The organism is uncultured Microbulbifer sp. (assembly GCF_947498635.1).
GTDB lineage: Bacteria > Pseudomonadota > Gammaproteobacteria > Pseudomonadales > Cellvibrionaceae > Microbulbifer > Microbulbifer echini.
On record NZ_CANMKV010000016.1, the window covers coordinates 1 to 18,064 of the forward strand.

17 protein-coding genes and 1 pseudogene are annotated in these 18,064 nt (G+C 50.9%); 10 read left to right on the forward strand and 8 right to left on the reverse strand.

Going from position 1 to position 18,064, the window contains the following annotated elements:
* Window positions 1–129 precede the first annotated feature (129 nt).
* Both Q1A69_RS10055 and Q1A69_RS10060 read left to right on the forward strand, forming a co-directional pair.
* Complete coding sequence (locus tag Q1A69_RS10055; protein ID WP_299584809.1) at window positions 130–594, forward strand: N-acetyltransferase; 465 nt, start codon at window positions 130–132, stop codon at window positions 592–594.
* Window positions 595–715: 121 nt separating this feature from the next.
* A complete protein-coding gene (locus tag Q1A69_RS10060) occupies window positions 716–949 on the forward strand; it encodes a DUF5062 family protein (RefSeq protein WP_152452014.1) in 234 nt (77 codons plus the stop codon).
* A 316-nt stretch (window positions 950–1,265) separates the two neighbouring features.
* Here Q1A69_RS10060 and Q1A69_RS10065 read toward each other — a convergent pair whose 3' ends face one another.
* Window positions 1,266–1,403: a hypothetical protein gene (locus Q1A69_RS10065; RefSeq protein WP_299584811.1), complete on the reverse strand. Its 138-nt coding sequence runs from the start codon at window positions 1,401–1,403 to the stop codon at window positions 1,266–1,268.
* Window positions 1,404–1,564: 161 nt separating this feature from the next.
* On the opposite strand from Q1A69_RS10065, the gene Q1A69_RS10070 reads away from it, so the two are divergent.
* The 6 genes from Q1A69_RS10070 (at window position 1,565) to Q1A69_RS10095 (ending at window position 5,196) form a co-directional block, all read left to right on the forward strand.
* Window positions 1,565–1,828, forward strand: a complete 264-nt coding sequence (locus Q1A69_RS10070; RefSeq protein WP_299584813.1) for a hypothetical protein — start codon at window positions 1,565–1,567, stop codon at window positions 1,826–1,828.
* Window positions 1,829–1,930: 102 nt separating this feature from the next.
* Window positions 1,931–2,563 (forward strand): class I SAM-dependent methyltransferase, encoded by a 633-nt coding sequence (locus Q1A69_RS10075; RefSeq protein WP_299584815.1) that lies wholly within the window; start codon window positions 1,931–1,933, stop codon window positions 2,561–2,563.
* Between the two features lie 153 nt (window positions 2,564–2,716).
* Window positions 2,717–3,106: a VOC family protein gene (locus tag Q1A69_RS10080; RefSeq protein WP_299584816.1), complete on the forward strand. Its 390-nt coding sequence runs from the start codon at window positions 2,717–2,719 to the stop codon at window positions 3,104–3,106.
* A 275-nt stretch (window positions 3,107–3,381) separates the two neighbouring features.
* Window positions 3,382–4,212 (forward strand): MBL fold metallo-hydrolase, encoded by an 831-nt coding sequence (locus Q1A69_RS10085; protein WP_299584818.1) that lies wholly within the window; start codon window positions 3,382–3,384, stop codon window positions 4,210–4,212.
* A gap of 88 nt (window positions 4,213–4,300) precedes the next feature.
* Window positions 4,301–4,669: a GNAT family N-acetyltransferase gene (locus Q1A69_RS10090; RefSeq protein WP_299584820.1), complete on the forward strand. Its 369-nt coding sequence runs from the start codon at window positions 4,301–4,303 to the stop codon at window positions 4,667–4,669.
* 245 nt (window positions 4,670–4,914) lie between these two features.
* On the forward strand, window positions 4,915–5,196 hold the full coding sequence (locus Q1A69_RS10095) for a hypothetical protein (protein ID WP_299584822.1): 282 nt from the start codon (window positions 4,915–4,917) through the stop codon (window positions 5,194–5,196).
* 266 nt (window positions 5,197–5,462) lie between these two features.
* On the opposite strand, the gene can is transcribed toward Q1A69_RS10095, so the two are convergent.
* From can to Q1A69_RS10125, 6 genes are read right to left on the reverse strand one after another with little or no spacing between them, the layout of a single operon-like run.
* Complete coding sequence (can, locus tag Q1A69_RS10100) at window positions 5,463–6,110, reverse strand: carbonate dehydratase (RefSeq protein ID WP_299584824.1); 648 nt, start codon at window positions 6,108–6,110, stop codon at window positions 5,463–5,465.
* A gap of 1 nt (window position 6,111) precedes the next feature.
* Entirely contained in the window at window positions 6,112–6,936 is an 825-nt protein-coding gene (locus tag Q1A69_RS10105; RefSeq protein ID WP_299584826.1) for a peptidylprolyl isomerase, read from the reverse strand.
* A gap of 54 nt (window positions 6,937–6,990) precedes the next feature.
* The gene (gene narI, locus Q1A69_RS10110; protein WP_299584828.1) at window positions 6,991–7,680 is read right to left on the reverse strand and encodes a respiratory nitrate reductase subunit gamma; all 690 of its coding nucleotides are present in this window, start codon (window positions 7,678–7,680) and stop codon (window positions 6,991–6,993) included.
* A 4-nt stretch (window positions 7,681–7,684) separates the two neighbouring features.
* Entirely contained in the window at window positions 7,685–8,419 is a 735-nt protein-coding gene (gene narJ, locus Q1A69_RS10115; protein ID WP_299584830.1) for a nitrate reductase molybdenum cofactor assembly chaperone, read from the reverse strand.
* Window positions 8,420–8,438: 19 nt separating this feature from the next.
* Entirely contained in the window at window positions 8,439–9,986 is a 1,548-nt protein-coding gene (gene narH / locus Q1A69_RS10120) for a nitrate reductase subunit beta (protein WP_299584832.1), read from the reverse strand.
* Window positions 9,987–9,988: 2 nt separating this feature from the next.
* Window positions 9,989–13,759: a nitrate reductase subunit alpha gene (locus Q1A69_RS10125; RefSeq protein ID WP_299584834.1), complete on the reverse strand. Its 3,771-nt coding sequence runs from the start codon at window positions 13,757–13,759 to the stop codon at window positions 9,989–9,991.
* Window positions 13,760–14,090: 331 nt separating this feature from the next.
* Between Q1A69_RS10125 and Q1A69_RS10130 the strand changes: the two genes are divergently transcribed.
* Together Q1A69_RS10130 and Q1A69_RS10135 are read left to right on the forward strand one after the other, a co-directional pair.
* Window positions 14,091–15,941: a histidine kinase gene (locus Q1A69_RS10130; protein ID WP_299584836.1), complete on the forward strand. Its 1,851-nt coding sequence runs from the start codon at window positions 14,091–14,093 to the stop codon at window positions 15,939–15,941.
* 402 nt (window positions 15,942–16,343) lie between these two features.
* Window positions 16,344–17,021, forward strand: coding sequence for a CHRD domain-containing protein (locus Q1A69_RS10135; RefSeq protein ID WP_299584838.1), 678 nt, complete (start codon window positions 16,344–16,346; stop codon window positions 17,019–17,021).
* A 272-nt stretch (window positions 17,022–17,293) separates the two neighbouring features.
* Here Q1A69_RS10135 and Q1A69_RS20360 read toward each other — a convergent pair.
* Window positions 17,294–17,533: pseudogene (locus Q1A69_RS20360) on the reverse strand (hypothetical protein); the annotation flags it as partial.
* Between the last annotated feature and the right edge of the window lie 531 nt (window positions 17,534–18,064).

The following is an 18,064-nucleotide window of genomic DNA, read 5'->3' on the forward strand; positions in this document are numbered from 1 at the left end:
CGCGTGTAGCATCCTACTTCCGGCATGAATCGATTAAATATGCAGCATAATGGAACTATTTGTCCGCCGGGTTAATAACAAATGATATGATGCAGCTTCTTTTGAATATCCTGTTAGAAGTAGCGAGATATGAGCGAAATTAAATATTTGAGTTTCAACGATGTAGATCCAGAAGATTTCTTGGCGGTTGTTAATGAAAAAGCATTGAGAAAGCATCTAATTGATCATGCGCTTTTTGATTCCATCAGTATTAGAGACTGGATGGAAGCCAAGATTAAAATAGAGTCAATGTCTGGTTGTCGTGTTCGAGCGATCTATATAGGCGGAATGCTTGCTGGTTGGTGTGGAATTCAGCCAGATAATAATGGCTTCGAGTTTGCAATTGTAATATCTCAAAAATTCTGGGGTTTTGGACGCACAATATTCAAAACATTAATGTGTTGGGCTAAAGAGCTAGGGCATAAAGAAATAGTATTTCACCTACTCGGAAGTAGGCCTGAATATAAAGCTCTTAATAGAATCGCCACCAAAGTTCATAAAACAGAGCTATTAGGACAGTGGTTTACGACGTATTATATTTCGATAGATACGTAATGCCTAAAATAATTTCTAATAAGTTGCAGCAGTTTTCCCCTTCGGGGCCGGACACTCGTACCTCGCGCCGCTGTGCAAAGCGTTAGGTGTATAATATCAACGACCTCTTTGAGACATGATAATGAAGAAACTCAAAAATGAAAAAGAGTTAGTAAAAAAGGCTATAGCGCTCGGTACTGCATATGGTACCAAGCGAGGGGTGGTCGAATTCGAAGCTACCGATTCAGCTCACGAGAAACTCGAATATATTTATCGTCTTTTAGTTCACGATAAAGTAATTCAACCGCTTCAAGAAGACAAAATATCACAGAAGGCTATCATGCATCGGTTGGCAATTTGGGCTTCAAAGCAATGAGCGCTTTAATAAGGTTTTCACCATACAAGGCAATGTAGCGCGCACTAAGGTTGCTAGTACTGGACAAATTCTCCGTGACCTTTTTGTGCTTTAACACTACGTTAGCACAAATAGGTCACTCCAAATTTTCCGATAATTACGGCGTTAAACTCCACCCCACCTCAACCCCGCCTCTAGGCTAAGCCTTATAGGATATTTCTGTCCATCAGCTGGTAGTTTTGCCAACGGCTTCCTCCTCACGGTGTTGCAGTTGCCATTCGCTAGTAGTTAGCATTTAATGAAAGCCATTAAATGATGATCTTCCTACAGGAGATTTTCACGCCATTAGTTCACGCCCATGCTGGGCGTACCAAGCGCCTACAACCTGATCTCCGGCCACTGTCACCTTTTTACCAAAATCCCGGCAAAAAAGACGCCAGTAGCCTCCGGCAATTGAGGCGATTGTATCTTTCATCGTAATTGGCACTAATTATTATGCTCTTTAAGGGATCGTGTAAATGTAACCGTTGGCGGGTTGAAGTTCAGTTAGCTGGACCGCTCGAAGGTTTGAACCCGCGCGTTTGCGATTGTAATTATTGCCAAGCCAACCCATCACGTATTATAAGTGATCCAAATATGTTAGTGGTTTTCATTGGTGATGGGATTTTAACTAAACAAAATGGTGATCAGCTTGCTAATTTCTACCATTGTAGAACTTGTAATGAACTACTAGCCGTAGGCTGCACTATAAATGGTCAGCTTCGCGGAGCAGTAAATCCCAATTTATTGCAAGACGTGAATCAACTTGGCAACCCTATTCAAATTCAGCCAAGACTGTTGAGTGCCGGTGGAAAAATCGAACGTTGGGATAAGTTGTGGGGTGTCCTTAATGGGTTGTAAAAACATAAAAATCTAAGGTTGTCGTGCGCTTCGGGCTGCAGCTGAGGCTTTATGAGTCACGAGTCAGCGCGATCATGCCTTGGCATTTATATAGGAACGGATATGGATAGATCTGGTAAGTTCTGGGATAGAAAAGCAGAGGGGTATGCTAGGAGCCCTATTTCTGATGAGGCAACTTATCAGAAGAAGCTCTCAGATACTCAGAAATTCTTTACGCCTGATAGGAATATTTTGGAATTTGGTTGCGGAACAGGGACTACAGCGATTCACCACGCTCCGCATGTACAACATATTGAAGAGGTAGATATATCTGAAAATATGCTTGAGATTGGCCGAACTAAGGCCAGGAAAGCCTGTATCGATAATATTAAATTTACCAAAAGTACTTTAACCGAATTCAATGCTGAGCCTGCGAATTTTGATGCCGTATTGGGTCTAAATGTTATTCACTTATTACCAGATAGAAGAGATGTTCTGACAGAGGTTGCTAGAATTCTCAAGCCCGGTGGTGTTTTCGTGAGCAGTACCGTTTGTCTAGGTAATTCCTATATGCGGTTTATTAAGCACTTGGTACCTCTGGGAAAATTCATGGGCCTAATGCCTGATGTATTCATTCTAACAGAAGTAAAATTAGCGAAAGAAATTCAAGATGCTGGGTTTACCATTGAAGTCCAATGGCGCCATGGAATGCATAATATGGTAATTTTCATTATTGCGCGTAAAATTGACTTATAATAGGGTGGGCTGAAGGCGACGGGTATATTGGCCATACTTGCCAAATAGAGACTAGCTCCGCGCCAACGTAAAATATGAATCATCTTTCTAAAACTTCGTTATGTCTCCAGAAATACAAACCATACCTAGATACTTAACAGTGAGGATACTCAAATGAATACAAATGCAGTTTGTTGGTTTGAAATTTATGTAAATGATATGGTACGCGCAAAGTCCTTTTATGAAGCTGTTCTCAAGCAGGAGTTAACTCGACTAGACAATCCTGACGAAGTAAAAGATTTTCCTCAGCCCGAGATGTGGGCATTTCCAATGAAACAAGAGCCGGGGGCAAGCGGAGCAATTTGTAAAATGGATGGGGTTGAAGCTGGAGGTAATAGCACTCTAGTGTATTTTGATAGCGAAGATTGTTCTGTTGAACTGACCAGAGTCGAGCCAGCAGGTGGGAAGGTAGTAGTGCCTAAAATGTCTATTGGAGAGCATGGTTTTATCGCAATAGCGCAAGATACCGAAGGAAATAATATCGGTTTTCATTCAATGAAATAGCTAGTTCTCACCAGCAAACATTAATTCACAAAACTGGTTACTTAAATATCGTACATTTCCTTCATCAAGGCACTAAGTTGTGCTCAAAATTAAGCCGGCTTACCCTATTTATGAAATTAAAATTAGCGTGGAATAGCTACGGCTAGCAATTTTGTGCAGTTAACGTTTTTGGCTAGCCTTACCAAAGTAGCCCAATACCATACCTTATCCAAAGTGCAACTGACAAAGCCGTTACACACTAGAGAACCATTTATCACAGTGCAAGAGGATTAGTTTTGAAAGGATTTAGAATTCTGACCTCCACTTTATTTCTACTCACCAGCTCTATCGCTTTATCAAGTAGCATTAGTGTGCAAAAAGTATCTGAACACCTACATATCTTGAGTGGAAAAGAGTACGGAACGAATATTGGCTTAGTAGCAACGGAAAATGGATTGGTACTTATTGATCCTATGCCAGGAAATAATCAGTTAAGTGCGTTAGATCAAGCAATTTGGTCAATTTACGATAAACCAATTTCTTTCATCTTAAATACACACGCGCATTCTGACCACACAGGTGGAAACGCGCACTTTGAAAAGCAAGGTGGAAAACTGATAGAGAGCAGCTTCAATTTAGATGAACTCACTCACATTAAAGTCAAGTCTCATACAACAATCGACAATATCTATTACCATAAGGAAAGTAATTCTATATTTGTTGGTGATGTATTCGATACCAGCTGGCATCCAACATTTTATGCCGGCGGAATTAAAGGTTTTAATGAAGCCATTGAGGCCATTTTAAATCTGGGTGATGATCAGAGTTTGATAATACCTGGGCATGGCTCTCCAGCAAAAAAGTCATCTTTGCTTGAATTCAGAAAAAATACTTTTACATGGATAAATAAAATTCGAGAGCTTCATCATAAAGGGCTGGGTGTGGGACAAATAATGATTGACACACAAGTTAAGGATATTTTGGAGAAGTTCAATATAAATAATAAATCTCCATTTCTACCCCATAAAGCTTATAAAAGATTTATAGAAAGAACTATTTCAGTGATTAATGATGAGAAGAGTATACGAAATGCCGGCTCTCATGGTATTAAATATCTATCAGAATAATAGATGAAAGTAGATACAACAAGCAAAAACGATTATTTAACGCTGATTGAAATATGGGAGGCTTCTGTTCGAGCTTCTCACGTTTTTTTTGCAGGAAGAAGATATTCTCATTCTTAAACCGCTCATCTTAGAACAATACTTCGACTCAGTAGATCTGATATGTGCAAAGAATGAAGATGGAAGGATTCTCGGATTTTGTGGAGTTCTTAATGGGAATATTGAAATGCTGTTCATTTCGCCTGAATCAAGAGGCTCAGGTGTTGGAACTTTTTTAACAAGGTATGCCATTGATAATCTAGGTGCTACAAAAGTAGACGTCAACGAACAGAACCTGCAAGCCCTAGGGTTCTATAAGCATTTAGGTTTTACGGTAGTCGGTAAATCTCCCCTAGACGGTCAAGGAAGGCCGTATCCTCTACTGCATATGGAGTTTGATAAAATTAATAAATTTAGGTGAGCGGAAAAATCACTTCGACTCATTAATTTACAATTGCTAATGACGTTTTTTTATGAAAATTCTTGTAGCTCTTTTTTATACTGATTAGCCTGAATATATCAGCTTGTATAATTTCCCCTGGAACGGTTGCTCTTCAAAATCCTCAGAAAATTATTAAACGTTCAAAATCTGTATTTAAAGGCAAACTTTTATCTTTAATGTATGTCTCAGCATACCTGCGGGCCGCCAATTTTGAAGTGATAAAAGTGTATAAAGGGGAAAAGAAGGATTTTATTTCAGCAGTACATGATTATGATAATAACTGCACCTCAATAATACCGGGTGACCAAGTTTGGAGAAAATTTTTTGTCTTTATCACAGAGGGCTCTGGTGAAAAAGACGATTTATATACGCTTATTTCTACAAAAAATTATGACTTTATTGATGGTAATTTCGTTGTAAAGTCTAACAGACTGCGCGAAGAGCTTGCCAAACGGAAGCGTCAAAAAATTCTGGCCAAGGAACAAATACAAGCTGATGAGCAGTAGTTAATTTCTATAAATTGTAACTGATATGAGTATAGCTGAAGACCAATGCTTGAGATTTTTATTGATTTTCATAAAATTGCACCTGAGGTGCAGATCAGGGGCGAGCTAGACACATAACACTCTTAGGCTCGGTATCGGCTTTTCCATTGCGACTTTGCCTTCATTTCAAAGCCGTGTATACCTCGGGTGGTATGCTGCGCAAAATTATTAGAAACTTGAAAAGAAAATAACTTAGGGCTTCTCTGATTAAGATACGCAGTGAAGCCTCACCCCTCCTCCGACACCCCACCATAAACATGATAAATCTCCGGCACCCGGCCGCGATCATCCATCCGCATACCCAGATCTCGAATCAGGCCATCGCGAATATCGTAGATCCAGCCGTGTAGGCTGAGGCGCTGGTTTCGGTCCCAGGCGTGCTGGACTATTTTAGTCATGGCCAAGTTTTGTACCTGCGCCATGACATTTAATTCGCACAAGCGCGCTGCGCGCGATTCTTCATCGAGGGATTCCAGCTCTTGCTGGTGGTGAGCGTAGACATCCTTGATATGACGCAGCCAGTTACCCACCAGGCCGCATTCGCTGTGACCCATGGCGGCCTGTACGCCGCCGCAACCGTAGTGGCCGCAGACCACTACGTGTTCCACCTTGAGTACTTCAACCGCGTATTGCAGCACCGAGAGGCAATTAAAGTCTGTGTGTATCACCACGTTGGCGATATTGCGGTGTACGAACAGCTCACCCGGTGCCATGCCCACAATTTCGTTGGCCGGTACGCGAGAGTCGGAGCAGCCGATCCATAAATACTTAGGTACTTGCAGACGACTCAGACGTTGGAAGAACTCCGGGTCCTGAGCCGTCTGCGCCTCAGCCCAGGCGCGATTGCGCGCGAACAGTTGGCGAATCTCTGCCACCTCAGTGGGTCTCCCCCGATAAATCCAGGCCGGAGATTTGCGCGGCCTGCACCATTTTTTGCAGGTAGTCGCTAGTCATCTGGCGGCGGCGTTTTTCAGTTAGGTATTCCTCGATTCGCTCCGAAACATATTCGAATTCCAGCGGGCGGCCCGGTTCACAGTGTTCCACAAAAATCAGGTGTACTCCGTAAGGGGTCTCCACGGGTTCCTCTACCAAACCGGTGCCCTGCTCGAATACTGCGCGCTCGAAGGACGCGACGGTATCACCGCGCCCCACCTGGCCGAGGCTGCCGCCGGCTTCGGCGGAGGAACAGGCGGAGTGAGATTGGGCCAACCGGGCGAAAGCTTGCAGCGGGTTGGCATCGGCGCGTATCTGTTCCAGCAGCTCTGCGGCGCCAGCGCGTGCCTTGGCACAGGCGTCAGCGTCGTCCGGCGCCGCCGGGATCAGAATATGGCGCACTTCGGCGAGGGGGTCGGAACGGAATTTATGTGGGTGGGCTTCGAAATAGGCACGGCACTCCGTTTCAGTGGCCGGGTTCACCTGTAGCTCGCCTTTGAGCAGGTCGGCCACTGCCCGATCGAAGGCCTCGCTGTGTAGATCCTCATCAGCTTCACACAGGCCCTGCCCGGCAGCGCGCTCACGCAAAAGCCAGCCGATCACCAGGGCCCGTGCGGCGCGATAAATCGCTTGGCGCGGTGAATCCGCAGACTGGTACTGCATTTCCTGGTAGATCAGGTCTGCGGGGATTTCACTGCCGTTGACGGCCACCGCTTCGGCCAACTCAAATTCATGCCCGGCGGCGTCGGAGGCCAGTAGTGCATTCATGACTCAACTCCTCACAGGCCCGCAGGCAGCGGGCCGGGTTAATGTTTGCAGGGATTAGCGCGCAGCCTTGGCGCGCACTACCTGATAATTGCGGCGGAAGTACTGCACCGGAACACTCCACACGTGTACCAGACGGCTGAAAGGGAACAGCAGGAACAGGGTCATGCCGAGGAAAATATGCAGCTTGTAGATGATATTTACGTCGGCGATAGCCGCTGCGGCTGCGGAGCCATCGAGGGTGACAATGGACTGAGCCCAGGTCATCAGTTTGAGCATCTCGGCGCCATCCATATGGCCGGCGGATACCACAATACTGATCAGGCCGAGGATTAACTGGGCGTAGAGCATCAGCAAAATGGCCAGATCCATTTTGGACGTGGTGGCGCGCACCCGCGGGTTGGTGAGGCGGCGTTTAACCAAAATAGTGAGGCCGATAAAGCAGATCACCCCGAAGAAACCGCCGATCCCCATGGCCATCAACTGCTTGGTGGGGGCTTCAATACCCAGGAAGTGCCACACCGCCTTGGGGGTCAACAGGCCAACAAAGTGGCCCATAAGTATCGCGATTACCCCGATATGGAATAGGTAACTGCCAATGCGCAACTGTTTACTTTCCAGTAACTGGCTGGAGCCTGTGCGCCAGGTGTACTGGTCGCGGTCGTAGCGAATCAGGCTCCCCACTAGAAACACCGTGAGCGCAACGAAGGGGTAAATGGCAAAGAGCAGCGTATTCAGATAGTTCATCTTGTTACTCCTGTGGGGCGGGCTGGGCAGAATTCTGCGCGGCATCTTTAGCACTGGGGGCCCAGGTTAGGGGCTGACCATCGCGGAACTGGGTGGCGCTGGGCCGTGTGATGGACTGGTCGCACGAGTTGGCGCCGGTAAAGCTGACCACCTCTTCCTCCCAGATTTTGTCCAGGGCCTCGGGAGTGTCGTCGCGCGCTTCACTGGCCACCTCTTCCTTGAGCGCAGCCAAATCGACAAAGACCCCGGCCTGCAGCAACAGCGCATCCATCAATAGGTGATAGGGGCTTTCACGCTTGGATAAGCGCGCGCTCAGCAGGGCGATCACATGGGTAATATCGTGCACCCAGCCGTAAGCTTCCTCGCCTTGAGTGGCACAAAATTCCAGGTACGTGGGCAGGTAATCCGGCAGTTCCCGCTCATTCAGCTCCAGACCGGCGGCTCGGTAGCGGTTCATCAGGTCCACCATGGCTTGGCCGCGATCGCGGGATTCGCCGTGGATATGCTCGAACAGGTGCAGGGATACGGCCCGGCCGCGCTCGAACAGGCCGTCGTATTCACTCTGCCAATCGAGCGCTTCCATACGCTCGTAGTGGGAGATAAACGCCAGCAGCTTGTCCCGCAGAGGGGCATCCAGATCATCGGATTCCGCGACCCAATTGGTCAGTTCATCCAGGTGTGCCACCAGCTCATCGGACGGGTAATCCAGCAGGCGGGCGATCAGGTTTAATACTTTCATCGGTTTTCTCCGCTCGACTTCAGTCGACTACTTTGGCCGGTATCACTTCGCGCACTGCCTGCTGCTTGCCACCAAAAATATTGGTGCTGTCGTTGCCGGTGCTACAGCCGTTGCCAAAGCTGAAGCCACAGGAGGACTTCATGTCGTAGGCATTTTCGGCGTAGGCCTTGTGGCTGGAGGGCACCACGAAGCGGTCCTCGTAATTGGCCAGGGCCATATAGCGGTACATTTCTTCCACCTGGGCGACGGTCATACCCGCCTCTTCCAGTAGTTCACGCTCCTGTATGCCATCCACATGAATACCGCGCATATAGGCGCGCATTACGATCATGCGCTCCAGGGCGCGGGCCACCGGTTTCTCATCGCCAGCGGTGAGCAGGTTGGCCAGATACTGGAGGGGAATTCGCAGGGTGGAGAGATCGGGGATCTCGGCGCCGCGACCCACGGTAACGGTTTCCATTTGGCCGGCCTGAACGGCGTTCTGGATCGGTGACAGGGGTGGCACATACCAAACCATGGGCAGGGTGCGGTACTCGGGGTGCAACGGCAGGGCAATCTGCCAGTCGATGGCCATTTTGTACACCGGGGAGTTTTGCGCAGCTTCGAGCCAGGCTTCGGGGATACCCTCGGCGCGGGCGGCTTCCTGAACCTTGGGGTCAGTGGGGTCGAGGAAAATATCGCACTGGGCTTGGTAGAGCGCCTTTTCATCTTCTACAGATGCAGCTTCCTCGATGCGGTCGGCGTCATACAGCAACACCCCCAGGTAGCGGATACGGCCTACACAAGTCTCGGAACAGATGGTGGGCTGGCCCGCTTCGATGCGCGGGTAACAGAAGATACACTTCTCGGATTTGCCGGTTTTCCAGTTGTAGTAAATCTTTTTGTAGGGGCAGGCCGATACACACATACGCCAGCCGCGACACTTGTCCTGGTCGATCAGAACGATACCGTCTTCTTCGCGCTTGTAGATGGCGCCGCTAGGGCAGGCGGAGACACAGGCCGGGTTGAGGCAGTGTTCGCACAGGCGCGGCAGGTACATCATAAAGGTGTTTTCAAATTCACCGTAAATGTCGGCCTGCACCTGTTCGAAGTTCTTGTCCTTTTTGCGCTTCTCGAATTCGGTGCCGAGAATTTCTTCCCAGTTGGGGCCCCATTCGATTTTTTCCATGCGCTCGCCACTGATCAGGGAGCGCGGGCGGGCCACCGGTTGATGTTTCTGCTCTGGTGCGTTGTGCAGAGTCTGGTAATCGAAATCAAATGGCTCGTAGTAGTCATCGATTTCCGGCATATCGGGGTTGCCGAACAGGTTGGCCAGCACGCGGTGCTTGCCGCCAATTTTCGGCTGCAATTTGCCATTTTGCTTGCGTACCCAGCCGCCGTTCCATTTGTCCTGGTTTTCCCATTCTTTCGGATAGCCGATGCCGGGTTTGGTCTCGACGTTGTTGAACCAGGCGTATTCGACCCCCTCGCGGGAGGTCCACACGTTTTTACAGGTCACTGAGCAGGTGTGGCAGCCGATACATTTATCGAGGTTCAGCACCATGCCAATCTGGGCTCTAACTTTCATTGTTACACCTCCTCTCGCGTCGGCTCTTTGACGTCTTCGCCATCCAGCCAGTCGACCTTGTTCATTTTCCTGACCACTACAAATTCATCCCGGTTGCAGCCCACGGTGCCGTAGTAGTTGAAGCCGTAAGACTGCTGGGCGTAGCCGCCGATCATATGGGTGGGTTTCATCACCGCGCGGGTCACGGAATTGTGGATACCGCCACGGGTTCCGGTAGTCTCCGCTCCCGGTGTATTCACGATGCGCTCCTGGGCGTGATACATCATCGCCATACCGTCCGGCACCCGCTGGGACACCACGGCGCGGGCGGCAATGGCGCCGTTGACGTTGAAGATTTCGATCCAGTCGTTGTCTTCGATCCCCGCCAACTTGGCGTCGTATTCACTCATCCACACAATAGGGCCACCGCGGGAAAGCGTGAGCATCAGCAGGTTGTCGGAATAGGTGCTGTGGATACCCCACTTCTGGTGCGGAGTGATCCAGTTGAGCAGGATCTCCTTGTTGCCGTTGGGCTTCTGGTTGAGCACCGGTTGCACGGTTTTCAGGTTAATGGGCGGCTTGTACACACACAGGTTCTCGCCAAAATCGCGCATCCACTCGTGATCCTGGTAGAACTGCTGGCGGCCGGTGATGGTGCGCCAGGGAATCATCTCGTGCACGTTGGTGTAGCCGGCGTTGTAGCTCACATGTTCATCTTCCAGACCGGACCAGGTGGGCGAGGAGATAATCTTGCGCGGCTGCGCCACGATATCGGCAAAGCGGATCTTCTCGTCTTCCTTGGGTTTGGCCAGATGGGTGTGATCGCGACCAGTAATTTTGCCCAGGGCTTCCCAGGCCTTCACCGCGACCTGGCCGTTGGTTTCCGGGGCCAGCGACAGAATCATCTCGGCGGCATCGACGGCGCTATCGATACGCGCGCGGCCATCGCGGGCGGTCTCATCCTTCCAGGTGCGGTTGAGCTTCTTGAGGAAGTCCACCTCATCATCGGTGTTCCAGTTGATGCCTTTACCACCGTTGCCGAGTTTCTCCAGCAGCGGGCCAATCGAGGTAAAGCGGTTGTAGATGTTGGGGTAGTCGCGTTCCACCTCGATCATGCTGGGCGCGGTAACGCCGGGAATCAGGTCGCATTCGCCTTTCCACCAAGCCTTCACCCCAAAGGGCTGGGCAATTTCTCCGGGCGTATCGTGGTGGATCGGCAGGGTCACCAGATCCTTCTCCACGCCCAAATGGCCGTCGGTCAGATCGGAGAATTTCTGCGCGATGCCCTTGAAGATGTCCCAGTCACTGCGCGCTTCCCAGGCCGGGTCCACCGCCTTGGTAAGCGGGTGAATAAAGGGGTGCATATCCGAGGTGTTGAGATCGTCTTTCTCGTACCAGGTGGCCGTGGGCAACACGATGTCGGAGTAGAGGCAGGTGGTGGACATACGGAAGTCCAGTGTCACCAGCAGATCCACCTTGCCCTCACTGGGGGCGTCATGCCAGGCCACATCTTCCGGTTTCTTGCCTCCTTCTTCGCCCAGGTCCTTACCCATTAGGCCGTGCTTGGTACCGAGCAGGTGGCGCAGCATGTACTCGTGGCCCTTACCAGAGGAGCCGAGCAGGTTGGAGCGCCAGATAAATAGATTGCGCGGGAAGTTCTGCGGATTATCCGGGTCTTGGTTGGCGAACTTGAGCGCACCGCGCTTGAGCTGCTGCACCGTGTAGTCTTTGGCAGACATACCGGCGGCGGCGGCATCTTTGGTCAGTTGCAGTGGGTTGATCCCCAGCTGCGGCGCGGAGGGCAGCCAGCCCATGCGCTCGGCGCGGCTGTTGTAATCGATGATGGAAGCCTGCCACTTGCTCTTGTCGGCCAGCGGCGACACCACTTCCTCCATCTCCAACTTCTCGTAACGCCATTGGCTGGCGTGGTTATAGAAGAAAGAGGTGCCGTTCATATGGCGCGGCGGGCGCTGCCAGTCGAGACCGAAGGCGAGTGGGGTCCAGCCGGTCTGCGGGCGCAGTTTTTCCTGCCCGACATAGTGAGCCCAGCCACCGCCGCTCTGGCCGATACAGCCGCACAACATCAGCATATTGATAATGCCGCGGTAATTCATATCCATGTGGTACCAGTGGTTGAGACCGGCCCCCAGAATCACCATGGAGCGTCCACGGGTTTTATCGGCGGTGTTGGCAAACTCACGGGCTACCTGAATCACATTCTCACGGCGACAGCCAGTCACCTTTTCCTGCCAGGCGGGGGTGTAGGGTTTGTCTTCGTCGTAACTCTGCGCACAGTTGGGGTCGTCGAGGCCGTGCTCAACACCGTAGTTGGCCAGGGTCAGGTCATAGACACTGGCGACTTTGAGAATCTCACCGTCTTTGTTTTGGACAAACTTCACCGGCACTTTATAGTCGATCACTTCATCGTGATCGGTGTGCTGGAAATAGTTGTGTTCGTGGGTCTGGCCGCCGAAATAGGGGAAGGCGACCTGCGCGATTTCATCGGCGCAGTCTTTGAGACTGAGCTTCAACTCTAACTCTTCGCCACTGCGACCATCGCGCTGTTCAATATTCCACTTGCCACGACCCTCTTTGGCTGAGGGTTCTCCCCAGCGATAGCCCATAGAGCCCTGCGGTGACACCAGCTGGCCATCGTGATTGACGCCGATGGTTTTCCATTCCGGGTTGTTATCCTGACCCAGGTTTTCCGCTAGGTCGGAAGCGCGCAGGAAGCGGCCCTGCACCAGCTTGCCGTCGCGCTCTTCCAGGGTCACCAACATCGGCATATCGGTGGTGGTACGCACGTACTCGGTGAAGTAGGCGCTGGGTTTGTCGACGTGGAATTCTTTCAAGATGACATGGCCGAAGGCCATCGCCAGGGCGGCATCGGTGCCCTGGCGCGGTGCCAGCCAGGTGTCGCCAAACTTGGAGCACTCCGAGTAGTCAGGCGTAACCACACAGGTCTTGGCGCCCTTGTAACGCACTTCGCTGAGGAAGTGGGCATCCGGGGTGCGAGTCTGCGGCACATTGGAGCCCCAAACGATCAGGTAATTGGAGTTGTACCAGTCGGCGGATTCGGGCACATCGGTTTGCTCGCCCCAGACCTGTGGTGAGGCGGGGGGAAGATCACAATACCAGTCGTAGAAGCTTAGGCAGTTACCGCCGATCAATGACAAGTAACGGGCACCGGCGGCGTAAGACACCATAGACATGGCGGGAATCGGCGAGAAGCCGGTCACCCGGTCCGGGCCGTATTTCTTGGTGGTGTAGACGTTGGCTGCGGCAATCAGCTCGTTGGCTTCATCCCACTTGATGCGCACAAAGCCACCCATACCGCGGCGCTCTTTGTAGGAGTTCGCTTTGGCCGGGTCCTCAACGATGCTGGCCCAGGCCTCCACCGGATCGCTGTACCTCAACTTGGCCTCGCGCCACAGCTTCACCAGGCGCTTGCGAATCTTCGGGTACTTGAGGCGGTTGGCGGAATACATATACCAGGAATAGCTGGCGCCGCGCGGACAGCCGCGGGGTTCATGATTGGGCAGATCCGGGCGGGTGCGCGGGTAGTCGGTCTGCTGGGTTTCCCAGGTGACCAAGCCGTCTTTGACATAGATTTTCCAGCTGCAGGAGCCGGTGCAGTTCACCCCGTGGGTGGAGCGTACGATCTTGTCGAACTGCCAGCGGCGGCGGTAGCCATCTTCCCAGTTGCGATCGTCGTTGGTCTTTTCCCCGTGTCCTCCGGAAAAGGGTTCTTTTTGTTTCTTAAGGTATTTCAGTCGGTCCAGGAAATGGCTCATGCGGTACTCCCAGGGCATCGGAATGCGGTTAAAGCATCGGTTTAGTGGGAATATAAAAGGCCCTTTCCGTGGGATCACCTGACCACAAAGGGGTAGAACAGCGGTGAGCTACCCCTGATTAGGTAAAGAAATGACACCGACAGATGGCTAAGGTAGCGCGCAGCCCCCGGAGTGGCTGGGGCTCCGCTTAAAAAGCAGGAGTTAGATCAAATTTTGTGCAAAACTGGCGTTCTTTAGTGGTACTCACAAATTTGAGCGCTTGTTGGCGGCACAATAGGGACAACCCAGATAGGGACAACCCAGAATCGCCCGAAGGCCGAGTGAACGAGATATGCTGAACCGAATACGACAATCCATCGTCTACCGCATCGGCACTCTGATGCTGCTCACCGTACTCGTGGCCCTCAGCTCCATGGTGGCCTCATACATTATCTCTGACGCCGCCGAAAACGATGCCGCCGCAGTGAATCTGGCCGGCTCTCTGCGTGCCATGAATTACCGGCTCGCAGCAACAGCCCCATCCGGTGACAGTGAGGCCACAGCCACATTGGCCAATGAGGTCACTCTGCGCCTGACGCGGGTACTGAGTATTTCCGACTTCAACGCCAGCGACAACCTGCGCGCAGCGCACAACTACCGCAAGGTACTCGAGAGCTGGGAGGGGGAGATTCGCCCGCTGCTGGAGTCCATCGCGGCCGGCCAAAGTTCCATGGACTCACTGCAACTGGCGACACATTTAGAGCCTTTTATCGCAGATGTAGATACCCTGGTACTCGACTACCAGACCATCGCCGAGGAAAAAATCAGCCTATTGCGCTTGGTGCAGGTAGCTTCCCTATTCTCCATAGTCGCACTGGTGTACCTCTCCCTTTATATTTTGCACCGCTCCGTCGAACAGCCTCTCAAGCAACTGACCAACCGCTCCCTCAGCATTGCCCAGGGGGACTTCAACCAGCATCGTCTGGAGATCGACAGCGAAGATGAGCTGGGGGTGCTGGCGCGCACCATCAATTATATGAGCGACGAGATCCATGCGACCCACCGGGACCTGGCCCATCGTGTCGAGCTGAAGACCGCACAGCTGCAGAAGAGCCACGAAGCGCTGGATTTTCAGTACCGTTTGGCGCGGCGTATCAGCGAGGGACCCCTGGCCGGCGCAGAACTGGGGCAGTGGCTGGGCGAATTCGCCAACGTGGCCGACCTCAGCAATCTGGATTTATGCCTGATGACGCCTGAGGGCGAGGCCCCCTACGAACACTTGGTAGAGGGTTACAGCAACAGACAGTGCAGCGGGAATGAGTGCCGTGTCTGTGTGAGTACCTGCGGTCCCTCCGATGAAGGTAATTTCCGCGTGTACCGCTTCCCCCTGGAGGTGGACAAACGCAACTACGGCGTACTGATGTGTACGCTGCCCAGAGGCAACAGTCTCGACGAAGAGCAGCAACAGCGCCTGGCCACCTTTGCCGACAGTGTCACCGCGGCTATCGCGATCAATGAGCGCGAGGCCCAGGAACGCCGTATGGCCCTGCTGGATGAGCGCGCGATTATCGCGCGGGAATTGCACGACTCACTGGCCCAATCCCTTTCCTATCTAAAAATTCAGGTGACACGACTCAATCGCGCTAACCGCAGCGAGCAGGTGGATAAAGCTAAGGTGGAGGAGATTATCACCGAGCTTAAAGAGGGTCTGGATTCCTCTTACCGCCAACTGCGGGAACTGCTCACCACCTTCCGGCTACAGATAGGTCCCGGCGGCCTGCGCAATATTTTGGAACAGTCCATTTCTGCCTACCGGGAGCAGCACCCGCAGATCACCATTCTGCTCGACTACCACCTGGACGAGGTACCCCTCACCCCGCACGAGGAAATTCATCTGCTACAGCTGGTGCGCGAAGCCTCGCAAAATGCGGTCTACCACTCCCAAGGAGACATGGTGCAGATCAGCCTGACCCAGGCCGATAACCAATCTCTCAATGTGCGCATCCGTGACAACGGCATCGGCATCGGCAACGCACCGGAAAAACGCAATCACTTCGGCATGTCGATCATGCAGGAACGCGCCAGCAACTTGAACGGCAAGATGACTATTCGCCGACGCGAGGAGGGTGGCACCGAAGTGCAGTTCGATTTTATTCCCCTCTATGCCCGTGAGCGCGAGCTGGTTTGGAGAGAGACAGGCTAATAGGGCGCAGATATTTTCAATTGTCCTGCGAAGAATAGATAGCAACAGAGCTATTGGCGCATGCTCGCTCGTTCAGCGACTGAAACGTTTTATCAAAAATTTTTAGTGGCAGATGATTCTGGCAATTCGCCCATAAAGTCATAGCAGAACCTCCACGCTTCCAAGTGCGTACCCCATTCAGACTGAATTGATGCCCAGGATCTAGAAATCCCGCTGTTAATGTTACCTGCGAACAGGCAAAACGCTCCCTATATGCTAAAAGTCTTTATGCCTCACGAAGGTATCGCGGGCCAATTCCATTATGTGCAGATAAAAGTGGCAACAAAAATGCAATTTTAGTGGCCCGGCTCCCCAACCTTTGCCATACCAAGTGAACTTATCATCATTAAACAGGAGAGGTTTATGAAGCTCAGCGCATTATTCCGGGCCAACTTTTTCATACTGGCGCTACTCGCGCTCACCTATCCCGCTATAACACTTGCCGATAATCACAACAAGAACGAAAAAAAATCCACCGCATCCAAACAGTCCTCTGATCATGGCGCCTGGTCAGAGGCAGGTAATAGTGAAAGTTTAACTATTTTCAGAGCTTCACTCACTCCAGCGGAAGAGAAAACACTCAGCAACACCCCTGTGGACAAGCAGACACCAGCCAATGCCCGCGGGTATTTTTTGGGTGTTTATAATCAGAAAACCAATAGGTTGAATTTTATGATTGGATACAAAGATCTCTCTGGATCAGGAATGTCCATGTCGCATTTTCACCTGCGCTGTGCCGGCGAAGGTAAAGAACCCCCAATCTGTAAACCGGGCAGCCCCAGCGCGCCCGTCATTCAAACCATCTGTGGCATGCCGACGAAACCAGGCGCCACACCAGACTGGCCGGCAACTAAGGATAATCAAGGCCGCAAAGGGCTGGAGACCAAATGTTCCATGGGCACCAGTGGGGCTATTACAGCGCAATGGCTTGTGGAAGAACAGTATCGTGCAGATTTAATGAATGGAAAAGTTTACGTTAATTTGCACACCAAACTTAATCCAAAGGGCGAGGTCACCGGCTTATTAGAAAAAAGCCAGTAGGGCTTACAATCTGTAAAGCAACAATCATTCCGAGTACCTTGTCTTGTTCATAATACGGGAATCTCTGCAACTTTTTTTGGCCGTTTGTTGTAGCCTTCGATCTATTGCAGAAGTATCCAGAGATTTCCTTTCCGTAACACACTCTTTAGCTATCCAACGGGTAGAATTTTTTGCACTGCCACTATAGATCGCATCTTGCTGTACCGGGTCTAAACAGCTCAATAACTGCTTGCTAACGCAAAACCAGTCGGAGAAAGTGCTCACGATATTCACTACCGGCTAATTGCTGCCCCACATAACACGCTGAGCAACAAAGCATTGGAGAATATGCTGGAAATAGGGCTCGATAGCAATAGACATGGCCCGCGGCTCAGCGGGAATTCGCAAGTCGGAAATTTGCAAAAAATATTTGGGCTTTTGGCCAGTTCCTCTATCTGCCTAAACCAAAAAGTAGGACTTTTAATGTGGAGATCCGGCTTGCCACCGTGATCAATCACTATGTGCAATCCTGGGTAACGCCTTGAAAGCGTAAGTTCGGTTTCACTCTTTGTTTCCGCGGCCTAAATGAGTACCGAATGCTTAATGCCATGTTTTTGCATAAATGGCATATAGTCTTTAGGCTGATAATTCCGTTGCAACACAGATAACTGTTCGTCAATCCAAAAATAGTCGCCGCGATCATAACGCCAAAAGTGTTGGTGACTATCTATGCGTACAAAGGGATTGCCATAATTTCAGGAAAGAAACATCATAAAAAATAGCTTAGATAATATCCGGGATAATCATTATTGCTTTTCTTCGATATCAGTTAGTATAGCCCTCAATTCCCATCATCCAATGCTCACAGATTTATTCCGGTACCGATTCTCTAGCGGCTCACCTGAATACTTATCAGAAAATTCTGGCTTGACTCCAGCCTACAAAACCGGCCACAGCCATCTTGGGTCACAGACAGAACCAAATTATCGATCACCTACCGATACGCCAAAATTCCGTTGGTGCTTCCGTAATAGACCGAATTTTTACAGCCTGCACGAATAGTT